Annotated in this window: 27 protein-coding genes, 1 tRNA gene and 1 pseudogene; 11 read left to right on the forward strand and 18 right to left on the reverse strand. The window is 37.5% G+C overall.

From position 1 onward, the window contains the following. The first annotated feature begins 139 nt into the window (after positions 1–139). Together OQH61_RS09580 and OQH61_RS06950 are read left to right on the forward strand one after the other, a co-directional pair. Positions 140–1,218, forward strand: a pseudogene (locus tag OQH61_RS09580) (adenine-specific methyltransferase EcoRI family protein). 40 nt (positions 1,219–1,258) lie between these two features. Further along, positions 1,259–2,395, forward strand: coding sequence for an HNH endonuclease family protein (locus tag OQH61_RS06950; RefSeq protein WP_266026650.1), 1,137 nt, complete (start codon positions 1,259–1,261; stop codon positions 2,393–2,395). Positions 2,396–2,439: 44 nt separating this feature from the next. Here OQH61_RS06950 and OQH61_RS06955 read toward each other — a convergent pair whose 3' ends face one another. From OQH61_RS06955 to rrpB, 15 genes are all read right to left on the reverse strand, one after another. Next, the gene (locus OQH61_RS06955; protein ID WP_266026651.1) at positions 2,440–3,234 is read right to left on the reverse strand and encodes a TSUP family transporter; all 795 of its coding nucleotides are present in this window, start codon (positions 3,232–3,234) and stop codon (positions 2,440–2,442) included. A 37-nt stretch (positions 3,235–3,271) separates the two neighbouring features. Then, complete coding sequence (locus tag OQH61_RS06960) at positions 3,272–3,823, reverse strand: toxin (protein ID WP_266026652.1); 552 nt, start codon at positions 3,821–3,823, stop codon at positions 3,272–3,274. A gap of 9 nt (positions 3,824–3,832) precedes the next feature. After that, on the reverse strand, positions 3,833–4,654 hold the full coding sequence (locus OQH61_RS06965; RefSeq protein ID WP_266026653.1) for a cytolethal distending toxin subunit B family protein: 822 nt from the start codon (positions 4,652–4,654) through the stop codon (positions 3,833–3,835). Further along, positions 4,651–5,373, reverse strand: coding sequence for a cytolethal distending toxin subunit A/C (locus OQH61_RS06970; protein WP_266026654.1), 723 nt, complete (start codon positions 5,371–5,373; stop codon positions 4,651–4,653). Before OQH61_RS06970 ends, OQH61_RS06965 begins: the two co-directional genes overlap by 4 nt. A gap of 328 nt (positions 5,374–5,701) precedes the next feature. Next, entirely contained in the window at positions 5,702–5,869 is a 168-nt protein-coding gene (locus tag OQH61_RS06975; RefSeq protein WP_266026655.1) for a hypothetical protein, read from the reverse strand. 24 nt (positions 5,870–5,893) lie between these two features. Further along, positions 5,894–6,757 (reverse strand): DNA-methyltransferase, encoded by an 864-nt coding sequence (locus OQH61_RS06980; RefSeq protein WP_266026657.1) that lies wholly within the window; start codon positions 6,755–6,757, stop codon positions 5,894–5,896. Next, positions 6,747–7,304: a hypothetical protein gene (locus OQH61_RS06985; RefSeq protein ID WP_266026658.1), complete on the reverse strand. Its 558-nt coding sequence runs from the start codon at positions 7,302–7,304 to the stop codon at positions 6,747–6,749. The genes OQH61_RS06980 and OQH61_RS06985 overlap by 11 nt, the downstream gene beginning before the upstream one ends. Positions 7,305–7,380: 76 nt before the next feature. Beyond that, positions 7,381–11,958: a glutamine-hydrolyzing GMP synthase gene (gene guaA / locus OQH61_RS06990; protein ID WP_323054059.1), complete on the reverse strand. Its 4,578-nt coding sequence runs from the start codon at positions 11,956–11,958 to the stop codon at positions 7,381–7,383. Next, a complete protein-coding gene (locus tag OQH61_RS06995; protein WP_266026659.1) occupies positions 11,955–12,143 on the reverse strand; it encodes a R.Pab1 family restriction endonuclease in 189 nt (62 codons plus the stop codon). Before OQH61_RS06995 ends, guaA begins: the two co-directional genes overlap by 4 nt. Further along, complete coding sequence (locus tag OQH61_RS07000) at positions 12,131–12,724, reverse strand: HNH endonuclease (RefSeq protein WP_266026660.1); 594 nt, start codon at positions 12,722–12,724, stop codon at positions 12,131–12,133. Before OQH61_RS07000 ends, OQH61_RS06995 begins: the two co-directional genes overlap by 13 nt. Beyond that, positions 12,717–13,541 (reverse strand): DNA-methyltransferase, encoded by an 825-nt coding sequence (locus OQH61_RS07005; protein ID WP_266026661.1) that lies wholly within the window; start codon positions 13,539–13,541, stop codon positions 12,717–12,719. Before OQH61_RS07005 ends, OQH61_RS07000 begins: the two co-directional genes overlap by 8 nt. Before the next feature lie 81 nt (positions 13,542–13,622). Next, positions 13,623–13,856 carry a hypothetical protein gene (locus OQH61_RS07010; RefSeq protein WP_266026662.1) on the reverse strand — a complete coding sequence of 78 codons (234 nt, stop codon included), beginning with the start codon at positions 13,854–13,856 and terminating at the stop codon, positions 13,623–13,625. A gap of 88 nt (positions 13,857–13,944) precedes the next feature. After that, on the reverse strand, positions 13,945–15,069 hold the full coding sequence (locus OQH61_RS07015; RefSeq protein ID WP_266026663.1) for an N-6 DNA methylase: 1,125 nt from the start codon (positions 15,067–15,069) through the stop codon (positions 13,945–13,947). A gap of 221 nt (positions 15,070–15,290) precedes the next feature. Then, positions 15,291–15,875, reverse strand: coding sequence for a pyridoxamine 5'-phosphate oxidase family protein (locus OQH61_RS07020; RefSeq protein WP_266026664.1), 585 nt, complete (start codon positions 15,873–15,875; stop codon positions 15,291–15,293). A gap of 87 nt (positions 15,876–15,962) precedes the next feature. After that, positions 15,963–16,295 carry a MarR family transcription factor RrpB gene (rrpB, locus tag OQH61_RS07025; protein ID WP_266026666.1) on the reverse strand — a complete coding sequence of 111 codons (333 nt, stop codon included), beginning with the start codon at positions 16,293–16,295 and terminating at the stop codon, positions 15,963–15,965. A gap of 187 nt (positions 16,296–16,482) precedes the next feature. Here rrpB and OQH61_RS07030 point away from each other — a divergent pair, with 187 nt between their 5' ends. The 9 genes from OQH61_RS07030 to OQH61_RS07070 all read left to right on the forward strand — a co-directional run bounded on the left by OQH61_RS07030 (position 16,483) and on the right by OQH61_RS07070 (position 23,945). Then, positions 16,483–16,998 carry a DinB family protein gene (locus OQH61_RS07030; RefSeq protein ID WP_266026667.1) on the forward strand — a complete coding sequence of 172 codons (516 nt, stop codon included), beginning with the start codon at positions 16,483–16,485 and terminating at the stop codon, positions 16,996–16,998. Between the two features lie 193 nt (positions 16,999–17,191). Then, positions 17,192–18,451, forward strand: a complete 1,260-nt coding sequence (locus OQH61_RS07035) for an MFS transporter (RefSeq protein ID WP_266026668.1) — start codon at positions 17,192–17,194, stop codon at positions 18,449–18,451. A gap of 138 nt (positions 18,452–18,589) precedes the next feature. After that, positions 18,590–19,318 carry an amino acid ABC transporter ATP-binding protein gene (locus OQH61_RS07040; RefSeq protein WP_266026669.1) on the forward strand — a complete coding sequence of 243 codons (729 nt, stop codon included), beginning with the start codon at positions 18,590–18,592 and terminating at the stop codon, positions 19,316–19,318. A gap of 44 nt (positions 19,319–19,362) precedes the next feature. Then, complete coding sequence (locus OQH61_RS07045; RefSeq protein WP_266026718.1) at positions 19,363–20,127, forward strand: transporter substrate-binding domain-containing protein; 765 nt, start codon at positions 19,363–19,365, stop codon at positions 20,125–20,127. Then, the gene (locus OQH61_RS07050) at positions 20,127–20,879 is read left to right on the forward strand and encodes an amino acid ABC transporter permease (protein ID WP_266026719.1); all 753 of its coding nucleotides are present in this window, start codon (positions 20,127–20,129) and stop codon (positions 20,877–20,879) included. The genes OQH61_RS07045 and OQH61_RS07050 overlap by 1 nt, the downstream gene beginning before the upstream one ends. An 8-nt stretch (positions 20,880–20,887) precedes the next feature. Continuing rightward, positions 20,888–21,547 carry an amino acid ABC transporter permease gene (locus tag OQH61_RS07055; protein ID WP_266026671.1) on the forward strand — a complete coding sequence of 220 codons (660 nt, stop codon included), beginning with the start codon at positions 20,888–20,890 and terminating at the stop codon, positions 21,545–21,547. 79 nt (positions 21,548–21,626) lie between these two features. Then, the gene (locus OQH61_RS07060; protein WP_266026672.1) at positions 21,627–21,938 is read left to right on the forward strand and encodes a hypothetical protein; all 312 of its coding nucleotides are present in this window, start codon (positions 21,627–21,629) and stop codon (positions 21,936–21,938) included. A 107-nt stretch (positions 21,939–22,045) separates the two neighbouring features. Continuing rightward, entirely contained in the window at positions 22,046–22,645 is a 600-nt protein-coding gene (locus OQH61_RS07065) for an ATP-grasp fold amidoligase family protein (RefSeq protein ID WP_266026673.1), read from the forward strand. Further along, entirely contained in the window at positions 22,584–23,945 is a 1,362-nt protein-coding gene (locus OQH61_RS07070) for an APC family permease (protein ID WP_266026674.1), read from the forward strand. The genes OQH61_RS07065 and OQH61_RS07070 overlap by 62 nt, the downstream gene beginning before the upstream one ends. Here OQH61_RS07070 and OQH61_RS07075 read toward each other — a convergent pair. From OQH61_RS07075 to OQH61_RS07085, 3 genes are all read right to left on the reverse strand, one after another. Beyond that, positions 23,946–24,033 (reverse strand) — tRNA-Ser (locus tag OQH61_RS07075). It abuts the gene before it with no gap. Continuing rightward, on the reverse strand, positions 24,032–24,448 hold the full coding sequence (locus tag OQH61_RS07080) for a hypothetical protein (protein ID WP_266026675.1): 417 nt from the start codon (positions 24,446–24,448) through the stop codon (positions 24,032–24,034). Before OQH61_RS07080 ends, OQH61_RS07075 begins: the two co-directional genes overlap by 2 nt. After that, positions 24,445–24,666 carry a PP0621 family protein gene (locus OQH61_RS07085; protein ID WP_266026676.1) on the reverse strand — a complete coding sequence of 74 codons (222 nt, stop codon included), beginning with the start codon at positions 24,664–24,666 and terminating at the stop codon, positions 24,445–24,447. The genes OQH61_RS07080 and OQH61_RS07085 overlap by 4 nt, the downstream gene beginning before the upstream one ends. Between the last annotated feature and the right edge of the window lie 32 nt (positions 24,667–24,698).

The following is a 24,698-nucleotide window of genomic DNA, read 5'->3' on the forward strand; positions in this document are numbered from 1 at the left end:
AAGGGATTAATGTAGGTGGCACGAGTCTAGTAAAAAAGCGCATTTTGGATAAATTATTAAGCCAAACTTGCTATAATCGCACCTTTAGAATTTCAAAGATTCCACAAAGCAAGTTTTAGACAAGGGCAAAGAGGGGTAAATGGCAAAGAACAGCAATCTACACGAGGCAAAAGCAAATAAAAAAGATGAGTTTTATACGCAACTTAGCGATATAGAAAATGAACTCAAGCACTACAAAGCACATTTTAAAGACAAAATCGTGTTTTGCAACTGCGATGACCCAGAATATAGTAATTTTCATCGTTATTTTCGGCTTAATTTTATGGAGTTAGGGCTTAAAAAGCTCATTACTACGCATTATAAGGCAAATGGGAGTCCAAGTTATGCAAGTGTTTTGAGTCGTGAAATGGTGGAGAAAAGCAGGGAGTATATCACTCTTAGCATTTTTGATAAGAGTGTTGTGAGCGGCTTCGCCGCTCACAACACAACACAACACAACACAACACAACACAACACAACACAACACAACACAACACAACACAACACAACACAACACAACACAACACGCAGCCGCTAACGCATAAAAACGCCTTTATCAAAAACCCTAAACCTTTACCCTTAAAAGAAAATGGCGATTTTAGGAGTGAGGAATGTATTAAGTTTCTCAAGCAAAGCGATATTGTCGTAACCAACCCGCCTTTTTCGCTTTTCCGCGAGTATGTCGCCCAACTCATACAATATGATAAAAAATTTTTGATTATTGGGAATCTCCACGCGATAACTTATAAAGATTTCTTTCCCTATCTGAAAAATAATCAAATTTGGCAGGGCTATACCAATCCAAAACTTTTTATTGACGCAAATGCAGAAAACAAAGATTTTAAGCAGTTTGGTAATATTTGTTGGTATTCAAATTTAGATATTAAAAAGCGGCACGAGCTTTTAGAAACGATTTATTCCTATGCTAAAACTCCCGAGAAATACCCAAAGTATGATAATTACGATGTAATTAATATAAATAAAATAAATGAGATTCCGCTTGATTATGAGGGCGTTATGGGTGTGCCTATTACCTTTTTAGATAAACATAATCCTAAGCAGTTTGAGATTTTAGGGATAGCAAATTCGGCAAGATATATTGGGTATAAGTGTTTTACTTTTCTAAATGGACAAAAGATTTACAACAGAATCCTTATCCGCAGAATCCCTTCAGCATAGGACAATCAAAAGGAATTACAATCAAACCAAAGGAGTAAAAATGAAAATCACAGAGTGCAGAATCAAAGTTAGGGACTTAGTAGCAGGATACAGCAGAGATGAGGAGAGTGGAGAAGTTGTAGCTTATGGGGATTGCAAAAGTGAAGATTCTAAAGCAAGACTCAATATCCGCCCTAAATACCAAAGGGAGTTTGTGTATAAAGACAAGCAAAGAAATGCGGTGATTGAGACGATTTTCAAAGGATTTCCTTTAAATACAATGTATTGGGTGAGAAACACCGAATCTAATGCCGAGTATGAATATGAAGTGCTAGATGGGCAGCAAAGAACCATTAGCATTTGTGAGTATTATAAGGGTGATTTTTCGCTTAAAGAGCAGTATTTTCATACTTTGCCAGAGGACAGAAAAGAAACGTTTTTAAACTATGGGTTGATGATTTATGTATGCGAGGGAGAGGAAAGTGAGAAGCTAGAGTGGTTTAGGGTGATTAATATCGCAGGAGAGAGGCTCACAGAGCAAGAATTGCGTAATGCGATTTATGCGAGTGTGTGGCTAAGTGATGCCAAAAGGAGATTTAGCAAAACAAACTCTCTAGCGGAACAAAAGGGTGGAAAATACCTTAATGGCTCAAGTATAAGGCAGGAGTTTTTAGAATCTGCTCTTGCGTGGATAGTGGGCAAAAGGGAGGATAAGGCGATTTGTGAATATATGGCAAAGAGTGCGAAAGATTGCAAAAATGCTGATGAGCTATGGGGCTATTTTTGCGCAGTCATTGATTGGGTGGAGATGAAATTCCCAACATACCGCAAGGAGATGAAAGGTATAGAATGGGGGCTTTTGTATAATGAGTATAAAGATAAGCCTTTGGATAAAGAGGAGCTAGAAAAACGCGTAGCAGATCTTATGGCTGATGATGAGGTGCAAAAAAAGAGTGGCATTTACGCGTATGTGCTAAGTGGAGAGGAAAAACACCTCAATTTAAGGGCATTTGAAAAGGGCATAATTCGGGCAGTGTATGAGGCGCAAGGGGGCATTTGTCCGCATTGCAAAGAAACTTTTGCGATAGAGGAAATGGAGGCTGATCATATCAAGCCTTGGAGCAAGGGAGGTAAAAGCGTGAAAGAAAACTGCCAAATGCTCTGTCGCGAGTGTAATCGTAGGAAAAGTGATAAGTAAGCAAATAAATACAATCGGGCTTAAAATCATAGAATCTTTAAGTTTTACAAAAACTCCCTGATAAGTAGTTGCACAGAGAGAGCGAAGCATACACAGATAACAATCGGGCGGATAATCTTTGCTCCGTGCTTAAGTGCAAGGCGCACTCCCAAAGTCGCTCCGATGATTTGCCCTATACACATTAAAACGCCTAGAATCCATAGCACATTGCCCCCAAGCACAAAAAACAAAGTAGAGGCAATGTTGATACTAAAAACCACCCAACGCGAATGCGCTAAAGCCTTGCTAAGTCCATATCCGCCAATACTCACAAGTAGAGCCAAGACAAAAGAGCCAATCCCAATGCCCAAAAGCCCTCCATACAAGCTTGCCCCTGCCATAGAAGCAAATAAAAAGATTCTATGCGGTTTTTGCGCTCTATCCTCCTCACTGATATTTGGAGAGAGCAGGAAATACGCACCTACGATTATCATCACAAAAGGCAAGATTTTTGAAAGCAAGGCGACTTCTACACACTGCACCAAAATTGCGCCCAATGCTCCAAAGAGCATTGCGATTATCATCACTGCGCGGGATTCTCTCATATCTACTAAGCCTTGATAATAGTAATGTGCTGCGCTTGTAAATGAGCCAACACAGGCTTGAAGTTTATTTGTAGCTAGAGCTTGGAGAGGGTTTAATCCACTCACAAGGAGCAAGGGCATCGTTATCATTCCCGCCCCGCCAGAGAGTGAGCCTACAAGCCCACCTACAACAGAGGCTACAAAAAAGAGCGCGTAGAAAGCAGGGCTTATACCCTCAAATGTGGGTGTTGTGAGTAAGTCAAGCCAATCACTCATATCTTGCCTTTTGTTGTGATAAGCTTGATTATAACAATTAAGGATTAATCGTTCTCGCTTCAATGAGGGGAGGGAGGATAAGCATAAGATTACGCAAATCAACGCTAAAAAAACTATCTACATCACACAAGTTAATACCAATACCTATTCCTCCGGGTAATCGCGGATTAAAAAAAGTTGTAATACATTCATTTTTATCTAATACGAAAGAACGAATCTGCACAGCAGCAGTCGTTGTAGGGATAATGGTAAAGAGGGTTTGAAAATTTTTGTTTTTTAAATCCTCTTCACACGAAATAAGCCCAAAAAAACCACTTTCTTCAATACCTAGACAGAGTTTTGGGTTATCTGTATTGACAAACTGCACAGCTCCTAAGTTAAACTTGTCAAAAGGGTCGCTTTTGCGAATCTCCTCATCAAGCACGATTTGTTTGAGATTCCAATTTGGGTGTCTATAATCTGGAGCAAGTAAATCTCCTGATAAAGCACTTCTTAGAGAAAATGGTGCTGTAAAATCAGGTAAGTCTTCGGGATTGCCACCATATACAAAGCTTGAGATAAATGCAAACAATAGAATAATTTTTTTCATTTTTACCTCCTAAAAGCGTCCAAAATGCACAGGAAAATGGTCAGATGAAAGGTGAGTGCGTATGCTCGCGGCAATGAGCAGGGCTGTGATTTGTGGCAAACTTATTGCGGAGCGACTTTCACTTGACCTACCAACTACTGCATAATCAAGTGTCCTGCTCGCACCTCTAGCACCAAAATGTGTCGCAGCATTTGGTGCTACAATGTGGATATGATTCGTAATTCTTGTATCAAGTCCCGCTTGTAAAAGAGCTGGGTCGCGATTGAAATCTCCTGCGATGAGCCAATTAATTTGTGGCATATTGATAAAAACATCGTGCACTGCTGTAACCATAGCAGGTGCATCGCCACCACCACTTGCTAGAGCGTGAATATTAAAAAATACATCATTGCCGATACGAATACCAAGACTTGGGCGTGATACCTCTCTAGCAACTATATTTTGATGCAACACAAAGACTTCATCAGCCCTCCTATCGGAAACTATCGCAAGATTTACTCTTCTTGCCCCGACATCAAGAGGAGCATAGTAGATATATACTGAATTTGGTCTAGAGCGAGTCCCAAGTTCCCAAATAAATTCCTCCACAGGTGTGCCGCCGGGCTGAACCATTCTGCCTGTTCTCCTAGCGCTTGCAGGGATAGCACCCGCTTCTTGCACCATAAGGATATTTGCGGGATTATCGCCTGTGATGAGTTGCCGCACACTTACATTCCATTTGTTTTCTGCATTTGCTGAAGCACCTTGTAAATTCCAAGTGCTCACTCTATAATCCTCAATATTAGCGAATGCAAAGCTAAAGATTGTTAAAAAGCATAATAAGATTCTCATTTTAATCCCTCCGCTGAGTCAATTACAAAAAGAGGTTTTGCTGCGTTTATGATAGGAGTGATATACCATTGTTGGTCAAGAGTAGGCGTATTTATCGCACATTTTGTGAGATAAATACTATAATATGTCGTAGTTCGCACAAGTGGGGTTTGTAAGCAAGTTTTTGCGCTCACACTTTGAATCTGTATGGCTTGATTGTCAAAAAAGTTAAGATTCCATAATTGTGGTGGATATTTGCTATCGCACACTTCGTGAATCACACCATTTTTATAGGCTTGGAGACAAGTGCCTTTTTCTTCGTTTTTAATCATTACTTGTCCATTTGGCAAACTAATAATGCGCCAAAATGCTGCTTCACCAAACTCGCGTGCATCAAGAGGTGTATATCCCCATATCCAATTTCCCGGGTTTAACGCCCAAAGTGTTAAAATGCCTCCTGATGAGGACATAATAGAGAGAGGATTAGAAGCATTTTTGTCTATTTTCGGTGCATTTTCATTAGAGCTTGTTAAGGGGATTTTTGTTTTTTGCATTTGCGCTTGCATTAACATTTTTCTTGATTTTTCGCCCGGTATTTGGTGATTTGGTGGTGGCATTGGGGTTAGCCCTATGCCTAAATCTTTTTCATTTATAGGCGAAGTTTTAGGCTGATGAACTTTTGGCTTTGACGAACACGCCACGAACAAAAGAGTTATGAAGAGGAAAATTAAATATCTCATTTTATAGCCTTTGTTTTATCATAAATTGATTGAATAATATTGCAAATTTATCAAAGTGTTTATACATAATCTTAAGAATATTCAAATGTTATGTATCCTAACATACGCTTATTATTAATTAAATCTTAAGGTTTGCTCTCCTTATGTTGATGTATTTTGAACTACCTAGATTTGGATAATCTGCTCTTTTGGTAAAATTGCTTTATTCAAAATCCCTACATAGTATATAAAAACTATTAACAATTAAGAATCTTTAATCAATACTTATTGGCAAGATTTTGTAGGGCAAGATGAGTAAAAGAGTATAACAAGTGTGTTTTGCTCCATTTCATACATTTGCCACTTTCTTAGATTCTGCAATATTCACCTTATTTTGTCCTGCCTTAAGCTCCCCATATTCGCATTTGTTCTCCTTAACTTTATTAATTCTTGCAATAGAAGATGTGTTTATGTCCTTTTGGATTCTAATAGCTTCTTTGCCTCTTAAACTTTTCATAGTTCCACCTTTATATTAAATTTATCAAAAGAAATTATTTTTTGTGTAATAGTCCATATTTTCCAAAAGCCTTAAATCATTCATTTTATTTTTGAATATTGCAGCATTTTTCTCTAATTCTTTTTTCCTATCCATTGATATTTTTATAAATTCGCTTTCTCTTTCTATGCCGATAAACTTTCTGCCCAAAAGATTAGCGGCTATTCCTGTGGTAGAGCTTCCACTAAAAGGATCGCAAATGAGAGAATCTTCATCACTTGCCATTAAAAGCAATCGCACGAGTAGTGCTAGAGGCTTTTGAGTGGGGTGCTTACCATTGACCTTTTCCCAAGGCGCAATAGCAGGGAAGCTCCACACATCACGCATTTGTTTGTTGCCATTTAGCTTTTTTAGAATCTCATAATTAAAAATGTGCTTATGCTTTTGGCTTTTTCTTGCCCAAATAATTTGCTCTGTTGAATGCGTCAAATAACGACAGCTAAAGTTTGGAGGAGGATTTGTCTTTTGCCAAGTGATGAGATTTAAAATCTTAAAATCAAGTTTTTGCAAAATGCGTCCCAAAGAAAAAATATTATGATAAGTTCCGCTAATTAAAATACTTCCTGTATTTTTTAAAGCTTTTTTTGCATTGCTTATCCATTGTAAATTAAACTCATCAATATCGTTAATACTCTCTTCTTTATCCCAATCCCCTTTATTGACACTTACAATTTTTCCACTTTGTATGCTTAAGCCATCGTTTGAAAGAAAATAAGGTGGATCGGCAAAAATAAGATCAAATGTGTTTTCAAATTGAGGTAAAATCTCATTACAATCTCCTTGATAAAGGGTGAAAAAAGAATCTGTACTTGTAAAAGTAGGCTTGAGTGTATGAAATTTAGCAGTCATCAAAAACTAGACCACTTTCTTGCAAGTGATTAAACAACATACTTCTACCAGACCAATTCCAATATGTAACATCTTGTTCAATAAATAACCACTTAATACAACATAAAATAACAGCAATAGGTATTGCTTCGCCATCATAATTTACAAAAGGCGATAAATCTTGTACCTCTTTTGCAATATTAAAGTTTTCACATAGAAAAATCCTCTTTATCAGTTCTTGAATTTTACTGTATTCTCTAGCAAAAGATTGTTTATATATCATTAATATATAAACAATATCTTTATGGGAAGGATTTCTGTGCCTTCTACTATCATTTAGTTTAAAATACATATTTTCAACATTAACAATAAAGTCAAAGCCTTTATTAAGTGGTGCAGGTCTCTGTAAATAAATAACATATTGTTCTATGCGTTCAACTATGTATTTATAGGTTGATTTACCTTCATCAAAATCCCAACCAGATTTCTCTTGCAAAAATAGACAAACTAATTCTTTTCTTATTTCTTCTCGTGTGTTGGCTTTTAGACTATACTCTATTTCTAACATACAATTTCTCCTCTAAGTTATAAAATATCTTTATATCAACTAATTGCTTAAGTTTTGCAAAAAAATAATCATATTCCTACTCCCACTCAATCGTGCCCGGGGGCTTAGAAGTGATGTCATAGACGACACGATTAATGCCCTCTACTTCGTTGATGATTCTATTGCTTACATTCTCCAAAAAATCGTGAGGCAAATGCGCAAAAGTCGCTGTCATTCCGTCCAACGCCTCCACAGCTCGCACACAAATCGTATTATCATAAGTGCGATTATCGCCCATTACGCCTACACTTCGCACATTGAGTAGCACACAAAATGCTTGCCACACCTTGTCATAAAGCCCCGCTTTGTGCAACTCGTCTATAAAGATAGAATCCGCCTCGCGCAGCAAATCCAAATCCGCCTTATTCACCTCGCCCATAATGCGAATAGCAAGTCCGGGTCCCGGAAAGGGGTGGCGCATTAGCATAGATTCGGGCATTCCAAGCTCACTGCCTAGCTCCCTTACTTCATCTTTAAAAAGCTCCCTTAAAGGCTCAATCAGCTCAAACTTCATCCATTCAGGCAACCCACCGACATTGTGATGGGACTTTATCGTCTTAGAGGGACCCTTGACACTCACAGATTCTATCACATCGGGGTAAAGTGTGCCTTGTGCAAGGAACTTTATCTCGCCCTTTGCATTGTGCTTTTTCGCCTCTTTTTCAAACACTTCAATGAAAGTCTCGCCGATGATTTTACGCTTCCTCTCTGGGTCAATCACACCTCTAAGCCGCTTTAAAAATAACTCACTTGCATCTGCAGTAATCAAAGGCACTTTTAAGTTTTCTCTAAACATTTTCTCCACTGCCTCTCTCTCGCCTTTGCGTAAAAGCCCGGTATCCACAAACACAGGGATAAGATTCTCCCCTATGGCGCGATAGAGCAAGGCTGCAACGACACTAGAATCAACCCCACCACTCACCGCACACAACACTTTGCTTGGTGTCTCTTTGCCACTTTTTGCGGAGTCTGCCCTCTCAACTTCGGTCATTACCCTTGAGGTAACTCCCTCGTTGAGAGCTTGACAACCACAAAAATTGTCTAAAGATACTTCCAAGCCAGAATGCCTTTCTTGATTTTTTGCAGAATATTTTAAAAATCTTTCCTCCTTAGAATCTTTAGTTTTTGTTCTCGCTTTATCTTGGCATTCTAAGATTGTGTGTGAATTTTTGGTGTTGTGCGAGGTAAGCGAATGAGGCGTATTAGACATACTCCGCAGTGAAGCGTCCGAAGCACTCGCCAAAAAGTCGCCACAAACTGAATGCCTCCTAAAGCACGAGGTGAGATGGTCATTGACAATCCCAATCGCCTGCATATACGCATATATAGTCGTGCTGCCCACAAACTTAAACCCACGCTTTTTCAAATCTTTGGCTATTGTATCAGATAGTGGCGTGGAAGCGGGTAACTCCGCAATGCTAGCAAAGGTATTGATAATAGGCTTACCACCCACAAAACCCCAAATATACTTATCAAAGCTCCCAAACTCCCTTTGCACCGCCATAAACGCCTTAGCATTGATAATCGCAGATTCTATTTTGGCACGATTTCTGATAATGCCGCTATCCTGCATTAACGCATTGATTTTGCGCTCATCATAGGTGGCGATTTTATGATAATCAAAGTCATCAAATGCCGCTCTAAATCTCTCGCGCTTCTTTAAAATCGTAATCCAAGAAAGCCCCGCTTGAAAGCCCTCTAGCAAAAGAAACTCAAAAAGCTTCCTCTCATCGTGCAATGGCACTCCCCACTCTGTATCGTGGTAGTCCTCATAGAGTTTGCGCGCCGATTTGTCTTTATCTGTCGCCCACGCACAACGCACCCTCTCATTCTCTCCTTGCGCTCTTAAAGATTGACGCAAATCCTCATTTTTAATACTTAGGGGGATAAGCTCGGGTGAAAACACACCTACGCTTCCCGCAGGGATAGGCTTTGCCTTTGTCCTTTGAAATCCTAAATGTTGATAAAAGCCTAAAGCCCACTCAATACTTGCAACTCTTATTGTCTTAAATGCGTTCAAATGCCGTTCAAATACCTCTTTGATTAACGCCTTGCCCACACCTTTTTTAAAGGCTTGTGGAGCGACAAAGAGCATTGTGATTTCATTTTTCTCCACTGCGATAAATCCTAGCCAAATGTTGCCTTTGTGGGCGATGAGCAAGTTTTTAGATTCTAAAATATCCCCTTTGATTCCCTCTCTCATACTAGAAATCTCATTTTCACTCAAATCTGTATGTGTAGCCCTTGCGCCTTCCTCCCAAACACCCACAAGACGCTGAATCACTTGTGCTTTCCCTACTTGTTTAAAAGCTTCTTTGATAGTAAGAAAGGCTACCTTGCTACTAGATTCTATAATCTCGCTTCCATAGACGATTTGGCGCAGTTTTGCGATTTCAGATTCTGCGAAGTTACGCATATTCCAGCTTGTATTTGCCTCGCAAATGTCAATGGCAAAATTTTGCAACATCTGCCCCCCACATTCGCTATGCACGACTTCAGGGTGAAATTGCAGGGCATAAATCTTACGCTTGGAATCTGCAATCGCACAATAATGCGTGTTGCCTGACTTTGCAAGTTCTTTGAATCCTTGCGGGATAGATTCTACCTTGTCCGCGTGGCTCATCCACACGATAGAACCTTGCTTCACGCCTTTAAAAAGGATATTTGCTTGGAAGACAACAGGATTTTCAAGTGCAAACACTAACTCTTTATGCGTGGTAATCGCGCTATTTACGCCAACACAAGTTGCTCCAAGCTTAGAAGCGATTTTTTGCGAGGCAAGATTGTCTTTTTTGATAAGACAATACACCTGCTCTAGCCCCAAAGTCTCAAAGGCATACTTCGCACACGCCCTCGCTGCCTCAATCCCATAGCCCCTGCCCCAAAAATCGCGGTGCAAAAGATAGCCAATTTCTACGATTTGCTCACCTTTTCTTTTGCTTTTTTGCACCTTTTTACCTAAAGGCTCAAGGCAAATGTGTTCATAGTTTAGCCCTGCATTGCCGATAATTGTGCCGCTTTGCTTCTCTACAATCGCCCAAATACCAAAGCCATATTTTTGATAATGATTGAGCTGTTTCTCTAGCCATTCTTGGCTCTGCTTTTTGCTAAAGCTCCCTCCCCACGCATACATTGTCTCTTTATCACTTAAGATTCTATGTAATTGCGCAAAATCCGCCTGTGTGTAAGGACGCAAAAGTAACCGCTCACTCTCGCATATCGCCTTGTGTGAATGCGTTGCGAATTTCTCCAAAAATACTGCCTTTATTGGAAAATCCTCTAACTGCTCCCTCTTATATTCCACAAAACCTAGCTTTTGATAAAGGGCAAGATTTTCAAGGCTTTTTTCGCTTGTAAAAAGTTCATATCGCTTCGCAGGAAGTGTAGCACACAGAGACTCAATGAGCGCACTTCCAATGCCTTTATGCCGATAAAGACTATCCACGCACAGCTTGTTAAGATAAGTCGTGCCTTGCTTTGTATATCCCCGCACAGAGCCGATAATTGCGCCATTTTTAAGGGTGCATTTTAAAAAAGTGTGCGTTTGAAATTCTTTTTGAATACTCTTTAAATCCTGTGTGAGTGGCAGAATATCCATTTTGCCCACCCGCTTTGCCTCATCAGCAAAGGCGGCTTTTTGCAAGCGCAAAATCGCCTCTAAATCTCGCTTACTTGCGGGAGTAATCGTATAATGCAGAGATTCTAAAGCGATTTGCAACCTCTCTTTGCCCACTTCCAAATGCACGATAGGAAATGCGCGTCCTTTAGAATCCTTTGCACTTCTGCCCCTCTTTTCAAAGCCTAGATATTGATAAAAGCTCAAGCCTTGCGTGTTTTGCTCGTTGCAATTTACTTGAATGCGCTTATAATCTTTCAAATACCGATTCATCGCCTCTTTGATGAGTGCCTTGCCCACACCTTTTTTAAAGGCTTTTGGAGCGACAAAGAGCATTTCAATGCAATCTTTCTCCACGCCGATAAAGCCCAAAAAATCCTCTTTATCCTTTGCAGTGATGATATTTTGAGAGCTTTGCAGTGTGGATTTCACTTCTAGCCTTATCTCTGCGATGTGCTTGTCGTTTAAAAAGTAATGGCTCGCACGCACAGAATCTTCCCACAAATCTAGCAATGCTTCTAGCATTTGAGGGAATTTGCGATGATTGAAAATGTCAAAGGAAAGCGCGATTTGGGGTTGTTCAGATTGCAATGATTGAGATTCTGTGTATTGGGTGCTTTGAGAGTGCTTAGAATCCCTACAATCTGCTTGAAAGTCCAAAATCTCTAGCATCGCCTTGCCAAACTCTTGTGCGTCTGCACGAATGACTTTGCCCCCGAAATGCTGTGCGATAAGCTGCATACCATAGCAGATTCCAAGAATAGGAATCCCAAGTGTGAAAATTGCATTATCGGGCTTGTAGGCGTCTTTTTCATACACGCTCGCAGGTCCGCCACTTAGGATAATCCCCTTAGGATTTTTTGCCTTTATAGAATCTAACTTTTCAAAATAAGGCACAATCTCGGTATAAACTCCCGCTTCACGCAAACGCCGCGCGATAAGCTGCGTGTATTGAGAGCCAAAATCTAGCACTAAAATTTGGACATTATTTGTATTCATTGCTTCTCCTTAATCACCCTTAAAATTTCTAATACATCGTAATTATGATTCTTGCTTAAAATGCTAAAAATTTTAAAACATTCAAGCAAAAATGACTTATGTCTAGTATCTAATGACAAAATTCCATATTCTTTGGTTTCTGCTACTTTGCCTAAAAGTGGTGGTATAAATTTTACTTTTTCCACACAATATGCCCATTGATATTATGTTTCTCATAAACTTTTAACACCTCTTCTAAAAATTCTATAAGTTCTGTTTGATTAGATTCTTTGGCACTTTCTAGCATTTGGATAAACATTTTCTTTCCTGTTTCGGTTTGTTTTAGATTCTTTTTCAAGAAATTGTGCCTTGAGCATAGCGTTTGCCCATTTTCTAAAGTCGCTTTCCCTCCCAAATCTTTTGGCTTAATATGGTCAATATGTAGCTCAACGCCCTCTCTTTTCCCCATACCGCAGATGACACATTTATAATTATCTCGCTCTAAAATTTGTTTTTTAAGGCTTGTGCTAAAATCCTCCAAATCCTCTCTTAAATTCACAAAATCAGGGTCATAACGATAAATTCCTTTTGAAATTTTTTGTAAATATCCTTTTTGATGTAAGTTTCTAATCCCCCTATCAGGGTCTCTAAAGACTTTTCCTGTGCGCATTTGCCACTGCTTTACCACCCAATCCACAACTTCAGGGTGAGCAATATCTCTCTTTGGATTTGCCTTAAAAAATTCCATTATCAAATCAAGCTGACTGCCCTGCTTTTCATCACTCATCAAACAACCCCTTCTCTTTTTTAATTACTTCTAAAAAGCGGTTTTTTGCTAGTTCGCAATAGGTAGAATCTAGTTCAATACCTACAAACTGACGCTTATTAAGATAAGATTCTATCATTGTTGTGCCACTTCCGCTAAAAGGGTCGCATACTACATCACCCACAAAAGAAAAAAGCTTAATGCAACGTCTAGGTAACTCTCTAGGAAAAGGTGCGGGGTGTCCAATACGCTTTTTAGATTCTCCATTGAATGTCCATAGCCCATTTGTCCAATCCATAAACTCTTGCTTTTGTATGTCGCTTTGTCCTTTGTGCTTTTTCTTCCATTCGCCCTTATATAGCACAAGGATAAGTTCCACAGGAGCAATCACATAAGGCGCAGAGGCACTAAGCCAACTCCCCCACGCAGTGCGCCTTGAAATATTCCCCTCATTCCAAATGATTGTGCTATGATATTTCCAACCTACCTTTTTGGCAATTTGTGTTAAATCTGCCCCTACACTTTGCTGCCCACCTTTGTTTTTATCCAAAGGAATATTTAAACAGAATCTTGCTTCCTCTTTCGCCCAAAAATAGCAGTTTTTTAACCAAATTTTGCAAAACTCTAAGTATTCTTTATAATCATTAGAATCTGCGTTAGAGTTGTATTCTATGCCCACATTATAAGGTGGAGAAGTGATGATTAAATCAAGGGTTTTGGGTTTTAAAAGTTTTTTATGCAAAATAGAATCTTGGTATAATATGATGTTGTTGTAGTCAAATGCAATACTATTTGCCTTTTGATTATTGATAGGCATATTATTAGCACTTATTGTCATCTAACTCCCTTGTTTTTGATAAGAGAAGTTTTAATTTGTGCTTGTAGCACTTTCTTCTCTTAATTATTTTCTTTATTTGACCTAGCTTTTATCTATGCAAAATAGAATAGATTGAAGTATGTTTTCAAAACCACCCTCATCATATTTATTATATCTTCTCATTTTTTCCAAATCATCATCATTGTAATTTAAAGTTTGCGAATCCTGATCATATTGTCCTTGCAATTTTCGTAGCAATTCTTGATAACCGCCATTCCCATTTACAGGTTTAGATAAATAACTTATTGCTTTTTGATTAAGCTTAACACTATACATAAATAACTCCTTTTATTATACTATTATTAGAATTAGCATTTTAACATTTTATATTTAACTTACACAAATTCTGCCTTTTTCCAACCTCTCAATCCGCATAATGCTCCCCTAACAAATCTTTGAAATACTGCATTATATTCTCACTTAGAATCTTGCTTTCACTTGCTTGAATAAAATCAGATTCTAAAGCCCTAAAAGCCTCATAGTCAATCATCACATCGCAATTTCCAAAATAATAGGGAATGTGTTTGATGATTTGCTTAAACACATCAACATAGCAATAAAGGCTATATTTTTCGCGCGTAACATACACTGCATTCGTGCAATCTTTGGTAATAAAAGTCTTTGAACGGCGTAGGGCATTTATATCTCGTAGCGTGTAAAACATCGCCACTTTGTGTCCTGAATCCACACGATTTTTATTTGGATATTTATCAATATATTTAGTGATAAAGTCAAAACTTTTAAGCCTAAATTCCTTGCCCTCACAAGTTTTAAAAGAAAAATCACAAATAAAATCATAATCCATTCCTTGATTGTCTCTTTTATACAAGGCAATGAGGATAGGAAAAAATCCCAGCGATTTAGGGCAAAAGATTTGTGAGCTAATGATGAGAGAATCTGTCAAGCGGTAGTTTTGAGCGAAGTTTTTTAAAGATTTGAAATTTGATTCCTTAATCACATAAGAAAGCGGGTGAAGCACACAGATATAATCCGCCTTTAATGTATCAAAGGAGCGCAAAAAGCTAATGCCTATATCACGCGCCTTGAGTGTGGAATCTATTTCAAAAAAATCACTATTTTTAAGGTGGTGTTGCACAATAGAGGTTTTATCATTATAAGGTGGATTGCCTATAATAACGAGTTTAGAAGATTCTAAAATATTAAATTTTTCTCTTGAAACATTCTGTAATGAGTTTGTATGGAGGAATAAAGGTGCAATAGCACAATCTTTAAAGTTTTTTTGTGCCTGTTGTAAGGCTTGTTTATCAATATCTGCACCGATAATTTGTGTAAATTGTGTGCTTTGGAATCTTTGTGGAATCTCCAAAAAACTCCCATACCCACACGAACTATCAAGCAAAACATAATCTTTGCTTTGTGGCAGGGAATCCAAAAGCATTTGATACACAAGGCACACGATAGAATCGGGCGTGTAAAAACTCCCTTGAAAAATGGTTTGGATTCTATCCAAGTGCGCTTGAATGCTCAATTTGCTTCCCTTATGTGTGTTTTAATCTCTAGTGCAATCTTAACCAAAACTCGCTTTAAGAAACATTGGAAAATAGAGCATAGAGCTAAAGCCTCCAAATATAGAGTGCGAGAATCTTGTGTAAAAACATTGCGGATTTAAGAAATCAAATTTTGCACAACAGAATATAAAGCAAAGCCACACAAAAAACGCAAAAAGATTGTAGAAATGTCGCTTTATTCTCATTTAAACTTTTTCATCTGCTCTATTGTTAGCGTATCTAGCCTATCATTGCGATTTTGCAAATCCTGCACGATTTGCTCCCAATCCTCTTGTTTAAGATTTTGTCCAAATTTCGCTTTGGCACTTAAAGATTCCACAAAGATTTTCCCTACAAATACACCCTTTTCTTTGCCGATAAATTGCCCACTCTCCATATCCATTGTTTGATTATTTGGTTCATACTTTTGCACAAGGCGCGTTAAAATATGTTTTTTCTCCTCTAAATCCTCCACGACACAAAATTGCCCCTCTACAAAGACAGAAAAGAAAAATTGCGTGGGAATCATCGTGTGATGCAAAAAGTGTGAGGGGATATAGGAATAAGGCTTTGCCGCACTAAAGGCGACTTTGGGATTGTGTTTTAAAAGTTCATATTTGCGCCCAGCCTTTGCCCCGTGCAGATAAATTTTAGAATCCTCATAGCAAAAGCTAAGCGGCACAGCATAAGGGATACTATCAGGTATCACAAGCGTGCCAAAGATGATTTGGTTTAAAAACTTGCCGATTATTTGGGTGTCTTTAAAGTCAAAATCTTTGCGCCGCATTGCTTTTCCTTAAGAGGTCTTTGAGTTTTTAAATTCTAACATAATTTTTGTTTTGGCACAAACAGCATTGTCTAAACACATACTCTCTTAATGCCCTCTCTTATAATCCTCTCCCCAAGATTCTAAAGCCTCCAATATAGAATCTAAACTCTGCCCAAGTGGAGTGAGGCTGTATTCCACGCGTGGAGGCACTTGTGCATAGACTTTTCTTTTGAGCAACTTTGCTTCCTCTAATTCGCGCAAGTTTTGGGTTAAAACCTTTTGCGAAATACTCTGATTTCTTGTCGCACCCACAGATGTTTTCAGCTCACCAAATCGCTTTGTGCCATCTAGTAAATCACGGATAATGATGATTTTCCATTTGTTACCAATGAGATTGAGTGTCGTCTCAATCGGACAAGCTGAAATATATGCGTTCATTTTGCACCTCTTTTCTCTCTAAATTTCAATGCAAGATTCTAAATTTTCAAAAATTATAGTATAACTAAATCCCAAAATTACATAATAGTATCAAAATAGATATTATATATTAAAAAAGTGCTTACTTGATTATAAATACTAAGTTTTATAAAATACCAAAGTAAATTTAATACCTAAAGGAGAGAAAATGAAAAAGACTTTGTTGCTTCAGGCGCAATACAATGAGTTTGCAAATACAAATATGTTTGCCACCTTTAAGAAATGCCCAAAGGAAGTGTTGTATAAGGATTGTGGGTTGCATTATGGGAGTATAATGCAAACTGCGGAGCATATCCTCTGTGGTGATATTGGCATTGTTTTGGGGCATTTTGGTGCGTTTGCGTCCAAAAAGTTAGAGAACATAGAGGAGATTTTCGCCTCTGTAACATCTGAACATAAATTGCAAAGCACAATTTATGAGGATATGGTAGCATTTGAGGCATTGCGAAATAAAGTAGATAGCAAAATTATTGCGCTTATAGAATCCATTGAGGATTTTGAAAGCATTGCCACGCTTAGCTTTCCGAATGTGGAGTTTCAAAAATCTCGTGGATTCTTTATCCTTGCACTCTTAAACCACGCGACACATCATCGCGGACAAATCGCTGGTGCGCTAGATATGCTCAAAATTGAAAATGATTTTAATGGAATGCTAGGAATGTAGTAAATTAACCTCAGCTTATTTGCGTATGATACATTTGGATTCTAGCTCAAATAGGCTAATCCGCTTTTAGGATTTATAATTTTGTAACATTTCTTCATCTTATCATTTTTCTGCAATGATAGAATTAATTTTAATTAAAGATTCAATGCTACGCTCAACTTGATTGAACAATATTTATATAAAAGGTGGATTGATGAAAGAATTAACAAAAATGCAAAAAATTCGCTCTATCATTGCTGCAAGCAGTGGGAATTTAGTAGAATGGTTTGATTTTTATATTTATGCTTTTAGCGCTATTTATTTTGCTCACTCTTTTTCGCATTCTGATAATGAAATAGTCCAACAAATCAGTGCTTTTGGTGTGTTTGCAGCTGGATTTCTTATGCGTCCTATTGGTAGCTGGATTTTTGGTTCTTTGGCAGATAAAGTTGGGCGAAAAAAATCTATGGTAACTTCTGTTATTTTAATGGCTTTGGGTTCTTTTATTATTGCTGCTTTGCCAAGTAAGGAGAGTGTGGGCGATGTTGCTATTTTTTTACTTCTTGTGGCAAGACTCATTCAGGGTTTAAGTGTAGGAGGTGAGTATGGCATTGCCGCGACTTATTTGTCAGAGCTTGCAAGCAAGGGTAAAAGAGGATTCTATTCGTCTTTTCAATATGTAACTCTTATCGGGGGACAACTTTTGGCTGTGGCAAGCATTAGCATAATGCTTTTATTTTTTAGCGAAGAGGAAATGAAAGATTATGCTTGGCGGATTCTTTTTGTTGTTGGTGGAATTTTGGCGTTAGGTTCTTTGTTTGTTCGTAATATTATGAATGAAAGTGCAACTAAACTCCACGAACATAGTGATAGAGGAACACTAAAAACACTTTTGTCTTTCTCTTGGAAGCCTTTTTTGCTTGTTGTTGGCATTACAGCAGGTGGTTCATTGGCTTTCTACACTATAACAACCTATACAAAAACTTTTATTATGAATGCACACTTAATAGATAATACTTTATCAAACAATATATATCTCATAGCTCTATTTGTTTTAATGATAATTCAGCCTTTGTTTGGCTTACTGGGTGATAAAATTGGACACAAAAATTCCATACTTATTTTTTCGGTATTAGGATTTTTGGGAATTTATCCTATTTTTGCAGCCTTAAAAGTAAGTGCGAATCCTTATGTTGTTTTGACTTTAGTTCTAGCCTTGTTTGTTATATTGAGTTTTTATACTTCAGTAGCAGGGATTTTCAAAGCAAAACTTTTCCCTGAACATATAAGAGCACTTGGAACAGGACTTGGATATGCAATACCTAATGCGATTTTTGGTGGTTCTGCACCTTTTGTGGCTCTTTGGTTTAAAAATGCTGGGTGTGAAAATGGCTTTTTTATTTATGTCGCCATATTAATGGTTGTAGTGCTTTTGATTGCATTTTGTTTGCCCAAACAATCAGAGCTTGAGTAATATAGATTTTAAAGTGAGCAATTTGTCTAATGAGTAGATTCTACTACTTTTTGTCAATGAGGTATTTATTGTTGTTTGGCATTATTTACATTTTTTATGTTAAAGTCGTTTATTGTATATTTTACGCAAGGGTTAAATGTGATTGAATTAAAAAATGTAAATAAATTTTATGGGCAGCACCAAGTGTTAAAAGATATTAATTTAGGTATAAAAGATGGCGAAAAGCTTGTTATCATTGGACCTAGTGGGAGTGGTAAGAGCACGACTATTCGGTGTATGAATGGGCTTGAAGAGGTGAGCTCTGGTGAAGTCATTGTGGAGGGCATTACGCTTAATCACAAAACAAAAACGAAAATTTGTAGAGAATATTGCGCAATGGTATTTCAGCATTTTAATCTCTACCCACATTTAAATGTGCTTGAGAATCTCACGCTTGCGCCTATTAAATTACGAGGCAAAAGTAAAAAAGAGGCTCAAGAATTAGCCTATAAATATTTAGAGGTTGTGGGACTTGTAGATAAGGCAAAGGTTTATCCTGCTACACTAAGTGGAGGGCAGCAGCAGCGCGTAGCGATTGCACGAAGTCTTTGCACCCAAAAGCCCTACATTCTTTTTGATGAACCTACTTCTGCGCTTGATCCTGAAACGATACAAGAGGTTTTAGATGTTATGCGCGAAATCTCACATCAGAGCAATACGACAATGGTTGTTGTAACGCACGAGATGGGATTTGCAAGAGAAGTTGCTGATAGAATCATCTTTATGGAAGATGGTGCTATTGTGGAAGAAAGTGTGCCTAAGGAGTTTTTTGCCTCTCCAAAGACAGAACGAGCAAAAGCTTTTTTAGGAAAAATTTTAAGCCATTAAGTTGCATTAAATGATAAGGAGAAATGATGAAAAGTTTTGCAAATATGAAAAGATTAACCAAAGTGGTGGGATTATTTTTGTTTTTAGCTATGTTTGTCGCACAAGCAAATGCAGGTATGTTAGAAAATATTAAGAAAAAGGGTGAACTTGTGGTGGGTGTCAAAAATGATGTCCCGCAATTTGCTTTACTTGAACAAAAAACAAAAGAAATTAAGGGTTTTGAAGTTGATGTTGCAAAACTTCTAGCAAAGAGCATTTTGGGCAATGAAAACAAGCTCAAACTTGTTGCCGTGAATGCTAAAACACGAGGACCATTGCTTGATAATGGAAGTGTTGATGTTGTGATTGCGACTTTTACCATTACGCCTGAACGCAAACGCACCTATAATTTTTCGCAACCTTACTATAAAGATTCTGTGGGGTTGCTTGTGCTTAAAGAAAAGGGTTACAAATCACTCGCAGATATGAAAGATGCGACTATTGGTGTGGCTCAAGCTGCAACTTCTAAAAGGGCTATTACCGCAGCAGCAAAAAAACTTGGCATAAATGTAAAATTTAACGAGTTTCCTGATTATCCAAGTATAAAAGCTGCACTTGATGCAAAACGAGTTGATGCCTTTAGTGTTGATAAATCTATTCTTTTAGGTTATGTTGATAAAAAAAGTGAGATTCTCCCCGATAGTTTTGAGCCTCAAGAATATGGCATTGTAAGCCCAAAGAAAGATAAGGAATTTGCAGCTTTTGTTGATACATTTGTGAAAGAGCATAAAGCACAAATTGATGAATTGGCAAAAAAGTGGGGCTTATAATCGTGGATAATGTAGGTTGGGTAGAGAATCTACGCACATTTTTAGAAGGTATAGGCTTATATGATGAGGAAAGTTCTAGCCCATTTGCAATGTGGAAGTTTATTGATACCCTTGCGCAAGGCGATGAGTTTCTCTCTGGCTTTGGCTATACTTTGAGCGTAAGTGTTTTGGCTCTGCTTATATCACTTATATTTGGCACAATCGGCGGAGTTATGGCGACAAGCAAGATAAAGATTTTGCGTGCTTATACGCGGGTATATGTTGAGATTTTTCAAAATACGCCTTTAGTGATACAGATATTTTTTCTCTATTTTGCTTTGCCTCCGCTTGGAATCCACCTTGATGTGTTTAGTGTAGGCGTATTGGGTGTGGGTGCTTATCACGGCGCTTATGTGAGTGAAGTTGTGCGTAGCGGGATACTTGCTGTGCCCAAAGGACAATTTGAAGCTTCTGCCTCACAGGGTTTTACTTATGCACAACAAATGCGTTATATTATCTTGCCTCAAACTATTAAAATTATCTTGCCTCCACTTACCAACCAAGTAGTGAATCTTATCAAGAACACTTCGGTACTTTTAATTGTCGCAGGTGGGGAGATTATGTATGTGGCTGATAACTATGCAGGAGATACGAGCAATTATGCGCCGGCATATCTTTTTGCGGCATTTTTGTATTTTATTGTGTGCTATCCTTTGGCTTATTTTGCGAAGTTTTATGAAGATAAACTCAAAATGGCTCATCTCAAACGATAAGGAATAGTATGGGAAATGTATTGAATCAATCAAATCTGCAATTTTTACTTGATGGACTTTATTTAACGCTTATTGTAGCATTGGCAACTTGTGTTATTTCTATCGTATTTGGCACATTTTTAGCCATTACGCGTAATTATGGCGGTAGGATTATAAGTTCTCTTGCAGCTATTTATATTGAAGTATTTAGAAACACACCTTTGCTTTTGTGGATGCTTACTGCGGTTTTTGTTTTGCCGAGTTTTTTTGGACGTGCTGAACCTGCAATATGGGGGACTATCGGCTTTTCGCTTTATACAAGCTCTGTTATGGCAGAGATTATTCGTGGCGGACTTAATTCTGTGCCCAAAGGACAATTTGAAGCGGCATATTCACAGGGTTTTAGTCAATTTTTTACACTTTTTTATATTATCTTGCCTCAAACTTTCAGAAAAGTTATCCCTTCTATGCTTTCCCAAATCGTTACGACTTTTAAGGATACTTCATTTTTGGCAGGATTACAGATTGCAGAACTTACTTATCAATCTAAAATTATCTTAGCCCAGTTAGCGAGTTTTGAAGAAATACTTGCTATGCTTGGATTAGTTGCTGGTGTGTATTTTGTGATTTGTTTTAGTCTTTCTGTGCTTGTGCGCTATCTTGATAAGAAAATGGCGTATATTTCATAATAAAGAAAACAATTCAATTTTAAGTGAGGAATAGGAGTATTTTAAATATACTTCTATTATTTTTCACAAAGGAGGGTTTATGGGGATTAAGGCATTTTTAAAACAGAGCACTTTTTATCAAAATCATTTTCGTCCGTGGTTGCAGGTGTATAGAGCAAAAAAGCAAAGTGCAATGAGTGATGAGGATTATTTTACAAAAAGATATAAGAACATTTTTGGCTACAAACCAAATTTTAAAAATCCTCGAACCTTTAATGAAAAGATTATTCATAGAATCTTATTTGATAGAAATCCCATTTATACAGCTCTTGCTGATAAACTTAAAGCAAGGATATATATTGCTCATACTCTTTTAGATTCAACAAATAATATCGGGGGGGGGGGGGTATAACTCATAGCTTAAAAGCTATCTCTACTTCCATCTTTGCACCCATAGATTCTCTACATAGCGAACTTTTTGCTACAAACGATTGTCCTTATATTCCCAAACTTTATGGTATGTATAAAAATATTGAAGACATTGACTTTAACGCATTGCCTCAAAGTTTTGTGCTCAAAACGAACCACGATTGTGGAGGAGTGGTGCTTGTGCCTGATAAAGCCATTTTTTTGCAGGATTGCAAGATTTATAAACAATCTTTGCAAAAGCTTACAGAGCACTTGCAAACAAATTATTATTCTTTGTATAGAGAGTGGCATTATAAAGATATTGAACCTAGAATTTTTGCCGAAGAAATGCTAGGTATGGATATGCAAGATTTTAGATTCCATTGTTTTAGTGGAAAAATTGGTTTTATTCAAGTTGCAAATGCTGCTCATACACGTAATGACCTTTTTGATGTGTCTTGGAATAGATTAGATATAAGCTATCTAAATGCTCCTAGTGAGAATCCACCACTTCAACCCCCTCAACTTAAGAGTATGTGCGCTATTGCGCAAAAATTATCTGCTTGCTTCAATTATGTGCGCGTTGATTTATATTGTGTAGGGGAGCAAGTATTTGTTGGAGAATTGACATTTACTCCAAATGGCGGAAGTGGTAAATTTAATCCACATAGTTATGATGAAACATTTGGGGCATTGTGGAAAAATGAATAATGTAAATGTAATATTTTTATGTGTAGGGTGTATCATTGGGTGGGGAGCATTTGTGCTGCCTCAAGATTTATTTTTATCACAAATTGGGTTAAGTGAGAGTATTATTGGCTTATTTTTAGGAGCGGTGGCTATGTGTTTGATTGCTTCAAATTACGCATTTTTGCTTGAAGTATTTAGGAAAGGTGGAGGTGAGTTTTATTTTGCACTTCAAGCATTAGGGAGGACACACGGATTTATTTGTGGGTGGTTTTTGAGCTTGGCGTATTTATGTATTATTCCTTTAAATGCCACAGCTTTGCACATAATGAGTCACTCTCTTGGTTTGAGTGGCAATGTGATTATCTATGTTATTAATAACGAATCAATTTACCTTGTTGATATTATCATCAGTATTTTGAGTATTTTTTGTGTAGGAGTAGCTAATATTTTAGGCATTAGAACAGCCCTTATGTTGCAAAAGTTTCTTATTCTTATTTTATGTGCAAGTGTCTTGTTCTTTTTTGTAACGATGAGTGTAGATGTGTCATCGTGGTATAATTTTCATTCTTATTTGAGTTTTGAGCATTTCAATATTCACTCCATTTTGATTGTTTTTACACTCACACCTTGGGCGTATTTAGGCTTTGATTGTGCTGTGCAAATTATAGAATCTCTGCGTTATAAAAAGCGCTTATTTAATGCTTTTATGTATGTATCCATTTGGATTGGTTTTTTGTTGTATGTTTTACTTATTTGTGTGAGCGCATTTGGTGTAGATAAAGAGCATATTCTTTCGCCTCATTGGGCAATTTATGAGGGCATTTACCAATCTTTTGGCACTTATGGCAGTATATTGCTTTGTATTGGAGTTTTTGGAGCGATTTTAAGTGGCATAAATGGATTTTTCATCACAACAAGCAAAATTATAGAATCTTTGAGCGTTCATCATTTTTTGCCAAAAAGTCTTCTATATTCTAATTGCTTTGGAATCCCATATCGTATAATATATATTATCGGGTTTCTCTCTTGTGTGATGGTTCTTTTTGGCAGAAGCGCATTGCTTTATATTGTGGATATGGCTTGTGTAGGGATTATTATAGGATTTTTGTATGTGAGTATTATCACTTTTAGGCTCAAAAAAACTCATCTGAAGTATTTTAGTTTCTCTAGCTTTTTAAGTATCATTGTAAGTATTTTATTTTTATTGCTAGAATTTTTACCTTTTTCTCCAGCAGCGCTTAAGATGCCATCAGTTATTGCACTGATTGTATGGAGTGTATTAGGAGGAGTAATATTTGTGTGCTTTAAACATAGAATCTAATGGCAGAGAGGAAGGGATTCGAACCCTCGAAAGCTTACACTTTACACGCGTTCCAGGCGTGCTCCTTCAACCACTCGGACACCTCTCTATGAGGGTTTTATATTATCCAAAACTTGCTTAAAGATTGCTCCATCAATGCCAAGTTGAGCAATCTTTGGCAAATGCGCACTTGATTTGATTACACATAATAATTTGCAATCAAGCAAATAATGCTCTATAATGCCCTGAAACGCTTTGGCTTGACTTTGCATATCTTTGTGTAAAATAAGATATTGTGGCATCAAATTAGCATAAATGAGCAGTTCTTCAAGAGAGTGTATTATTACCGCATAATTGACTTTATATTCATAGCAGTGTTTGCCAAGTGCAAAAGCCTGCTCTTGCAGGAGCTCGTTCGTATCAAACCATACTATATGAGAAGCATCTGTGTGTGATATATCCGATATAGATGTGATTTTGCTAAATTCTTGATAAGCAATTGCGCAATGTCCGATAATAATCATTTTGTATCCTCTTGCATACATTCTTTAGAGCAAAAGTATTTGTTATGGGATAAAAATGCTTCCTGCGTAGAAATATACACACCACAATGTGCGCATTCACGCATTTCTTCAATACTCTCATCTTTGGTATGTCTGCGAGGGTTTTTGCCTTTAAGCATTGGACGAATAATGAGATATACAAGTAAGCCAAGAGTGAGCACAATGAGTAAAAATTTCATATTCTCTCCTTTAATTTTTCAATACAAAAACA

The sequence above is a fragment of the Helicobacter sp. MIT 21-1697 genome (genome assembly GCF_026241255.1).
GTDB lineage: Bacteria > Campylobacterota > Campylobacteria > Campylobacterales > Helicobacteraceae > Helicobacter_C.

Bases quoted from the DNA above. Each gene is read 5' to 3' on its own strand.
- OQH61_RS06950 (WP_266026650.1), top strand. From the start codon at position 1,259: ATGAAAATCACAGAGTGCAGAATCAAAGTTAGGGACTTAGTAGCAGGA.
- OQH61_RS06955 (WP_266026651.1), bottom strand. From the start codon at position 3,234: ATGAGTGATTGGCTTGACTTACTCACAACACCCACATTTGAGGGTATA.
- OQH61_RS06960 (WP_266026652.1), bottom strand. From the start codon at position 3,823: ATGAAAAAAATTATTCTATTGTTTGCATTTATCTCAAGCTTTGTATAT.
- OQH61_RS06965 (WP_266026653.1), bottom strand. From the start codon at position 4,654: ATGAGAATCTTATTATGCTTTTTAACAATCTTTAGCTTTGCATTCGCT.
- OQH61_RS06970 (WP_266026654.1), bottom strand. From the start codon at position 5,373: ATGAGATATTTAATTTTCCTCTTCATAACTCTTTTGTTCGTGGCGTGT.
- OQH61_RS06975 (WP_266026655.1), bottom strand. From the start codon at position 5,869: ATGAAAAGTTTAAGAGGCAAAGAAGCTATTAGAATCCAAAAGGACATA.
- OQH61_RS06980 (WP_266026657.1), bottom strand. From the start codon at position 6,757: ATGACTGCTAAATTTCATACACTCAAGCCTACTTTTACAAGTACAGAT.
- OQH61_RS06985 (WP_266026658.1), bottom strand. From the start codon at position 7,304: ATGTTAGAAATAGAGTATAGTCTAAAAGCCAACACACGAGAAGAAATA.
- guaA (WP_323054059.1), bottom strand. From the start codon at position 11,958: ATGAATACAAATAATGTCCAAATTTTAGTGCTAGATTTTGGCTCTCAA.
- OQH61_RS07000 (WP_266026660.1), bottom strand. From the start codon at position 12,724: ATGAGTGATGAAAAGCAGGGCAGTCAGCTTGATTTGATAATGGAATTT.
- OQH61_RS07005 (WP_266026661.1), bottom strand. From the start codon at position 13,541: ATGACAATAAGTGCTAATAATATGCCTATCAATAATCAAAAGGCAAAT.
- OQH61_RS07010 (WP_266026662.1), bottom strand. From the start codon at position 13,856: ATGTATAGTGTTAAGCTTAATCAAAAAGCAATAAGTTATTTATCTAAA.
- OQH61_RS07020 (WP_266026664.1), bottom strand. From the start codon at position 15,875: ATGCGGCGCAAAGATTTTGACTTTAAAGACACCCAAATAATCGGCAAG.
- rrpB (WP_266026666.1), bottom strand. From the start codon at position 16,295: ATGAACGCATATATTTCAGCTTGTCCGATTGAGACGACACTCAATCTC.
- OQH61_RS07030 (WP_266026667.1), top strand. From the start codon at position 16,483: ATGAAAAAGACTTTGTTGCTTCAGGCGCAATACAATGAGTTTGCAAAT.
- OQH61_RS07035 (WP_266026668.1), top strand. From the start codon at position 17,192: ATGAAAGAATTAACAAAAATGCAAAAAATTCGCTCTATCATTGCTGCA.
- OQH61_RS07045 (WP_266026718.1), top strand. From the start codon at position 19,363: ATGAAAAGATTAACCAAAGTGGTGGGATTATTTTTGTTTTTAGCTATG.
- OQH61_RS07055 (WP_266026671.1), top strand. From the start codon at position 20,888: ATGGGAAATGTATTGAATCAATCAAATCTGCAATTTTTACTTGATGGA.
- OQH61_RS07060 (WP_266026672.1), top strand. From the start codon at position 21,627: ATGGGGATTAAGGCATTTTTAAAACAGAGCACTTTTTATCAAAATCAT.
- OQH61_RS07065 (WP_266026673.1), top strand. From the start codon at position 22,046: ATGTATAAAAATATTGAAGACATTGACTTTAACGCATTGCCTCAAAGT.
- OQH61_RS07080 (WP_266026675.1), bottom strand. From the start codon at position 24,448: ATGATTATTATCGGACATTGCGCAATTGCTTATCAAGAATTTAGCAAA.
- OQH61_RS07085 (WP_266026676.1), bottom strand. From the start codon at position 24,666: ATGAAATTTTTACTCATTGTGCTCACTCTTGGCTTACTTGTATATCTC.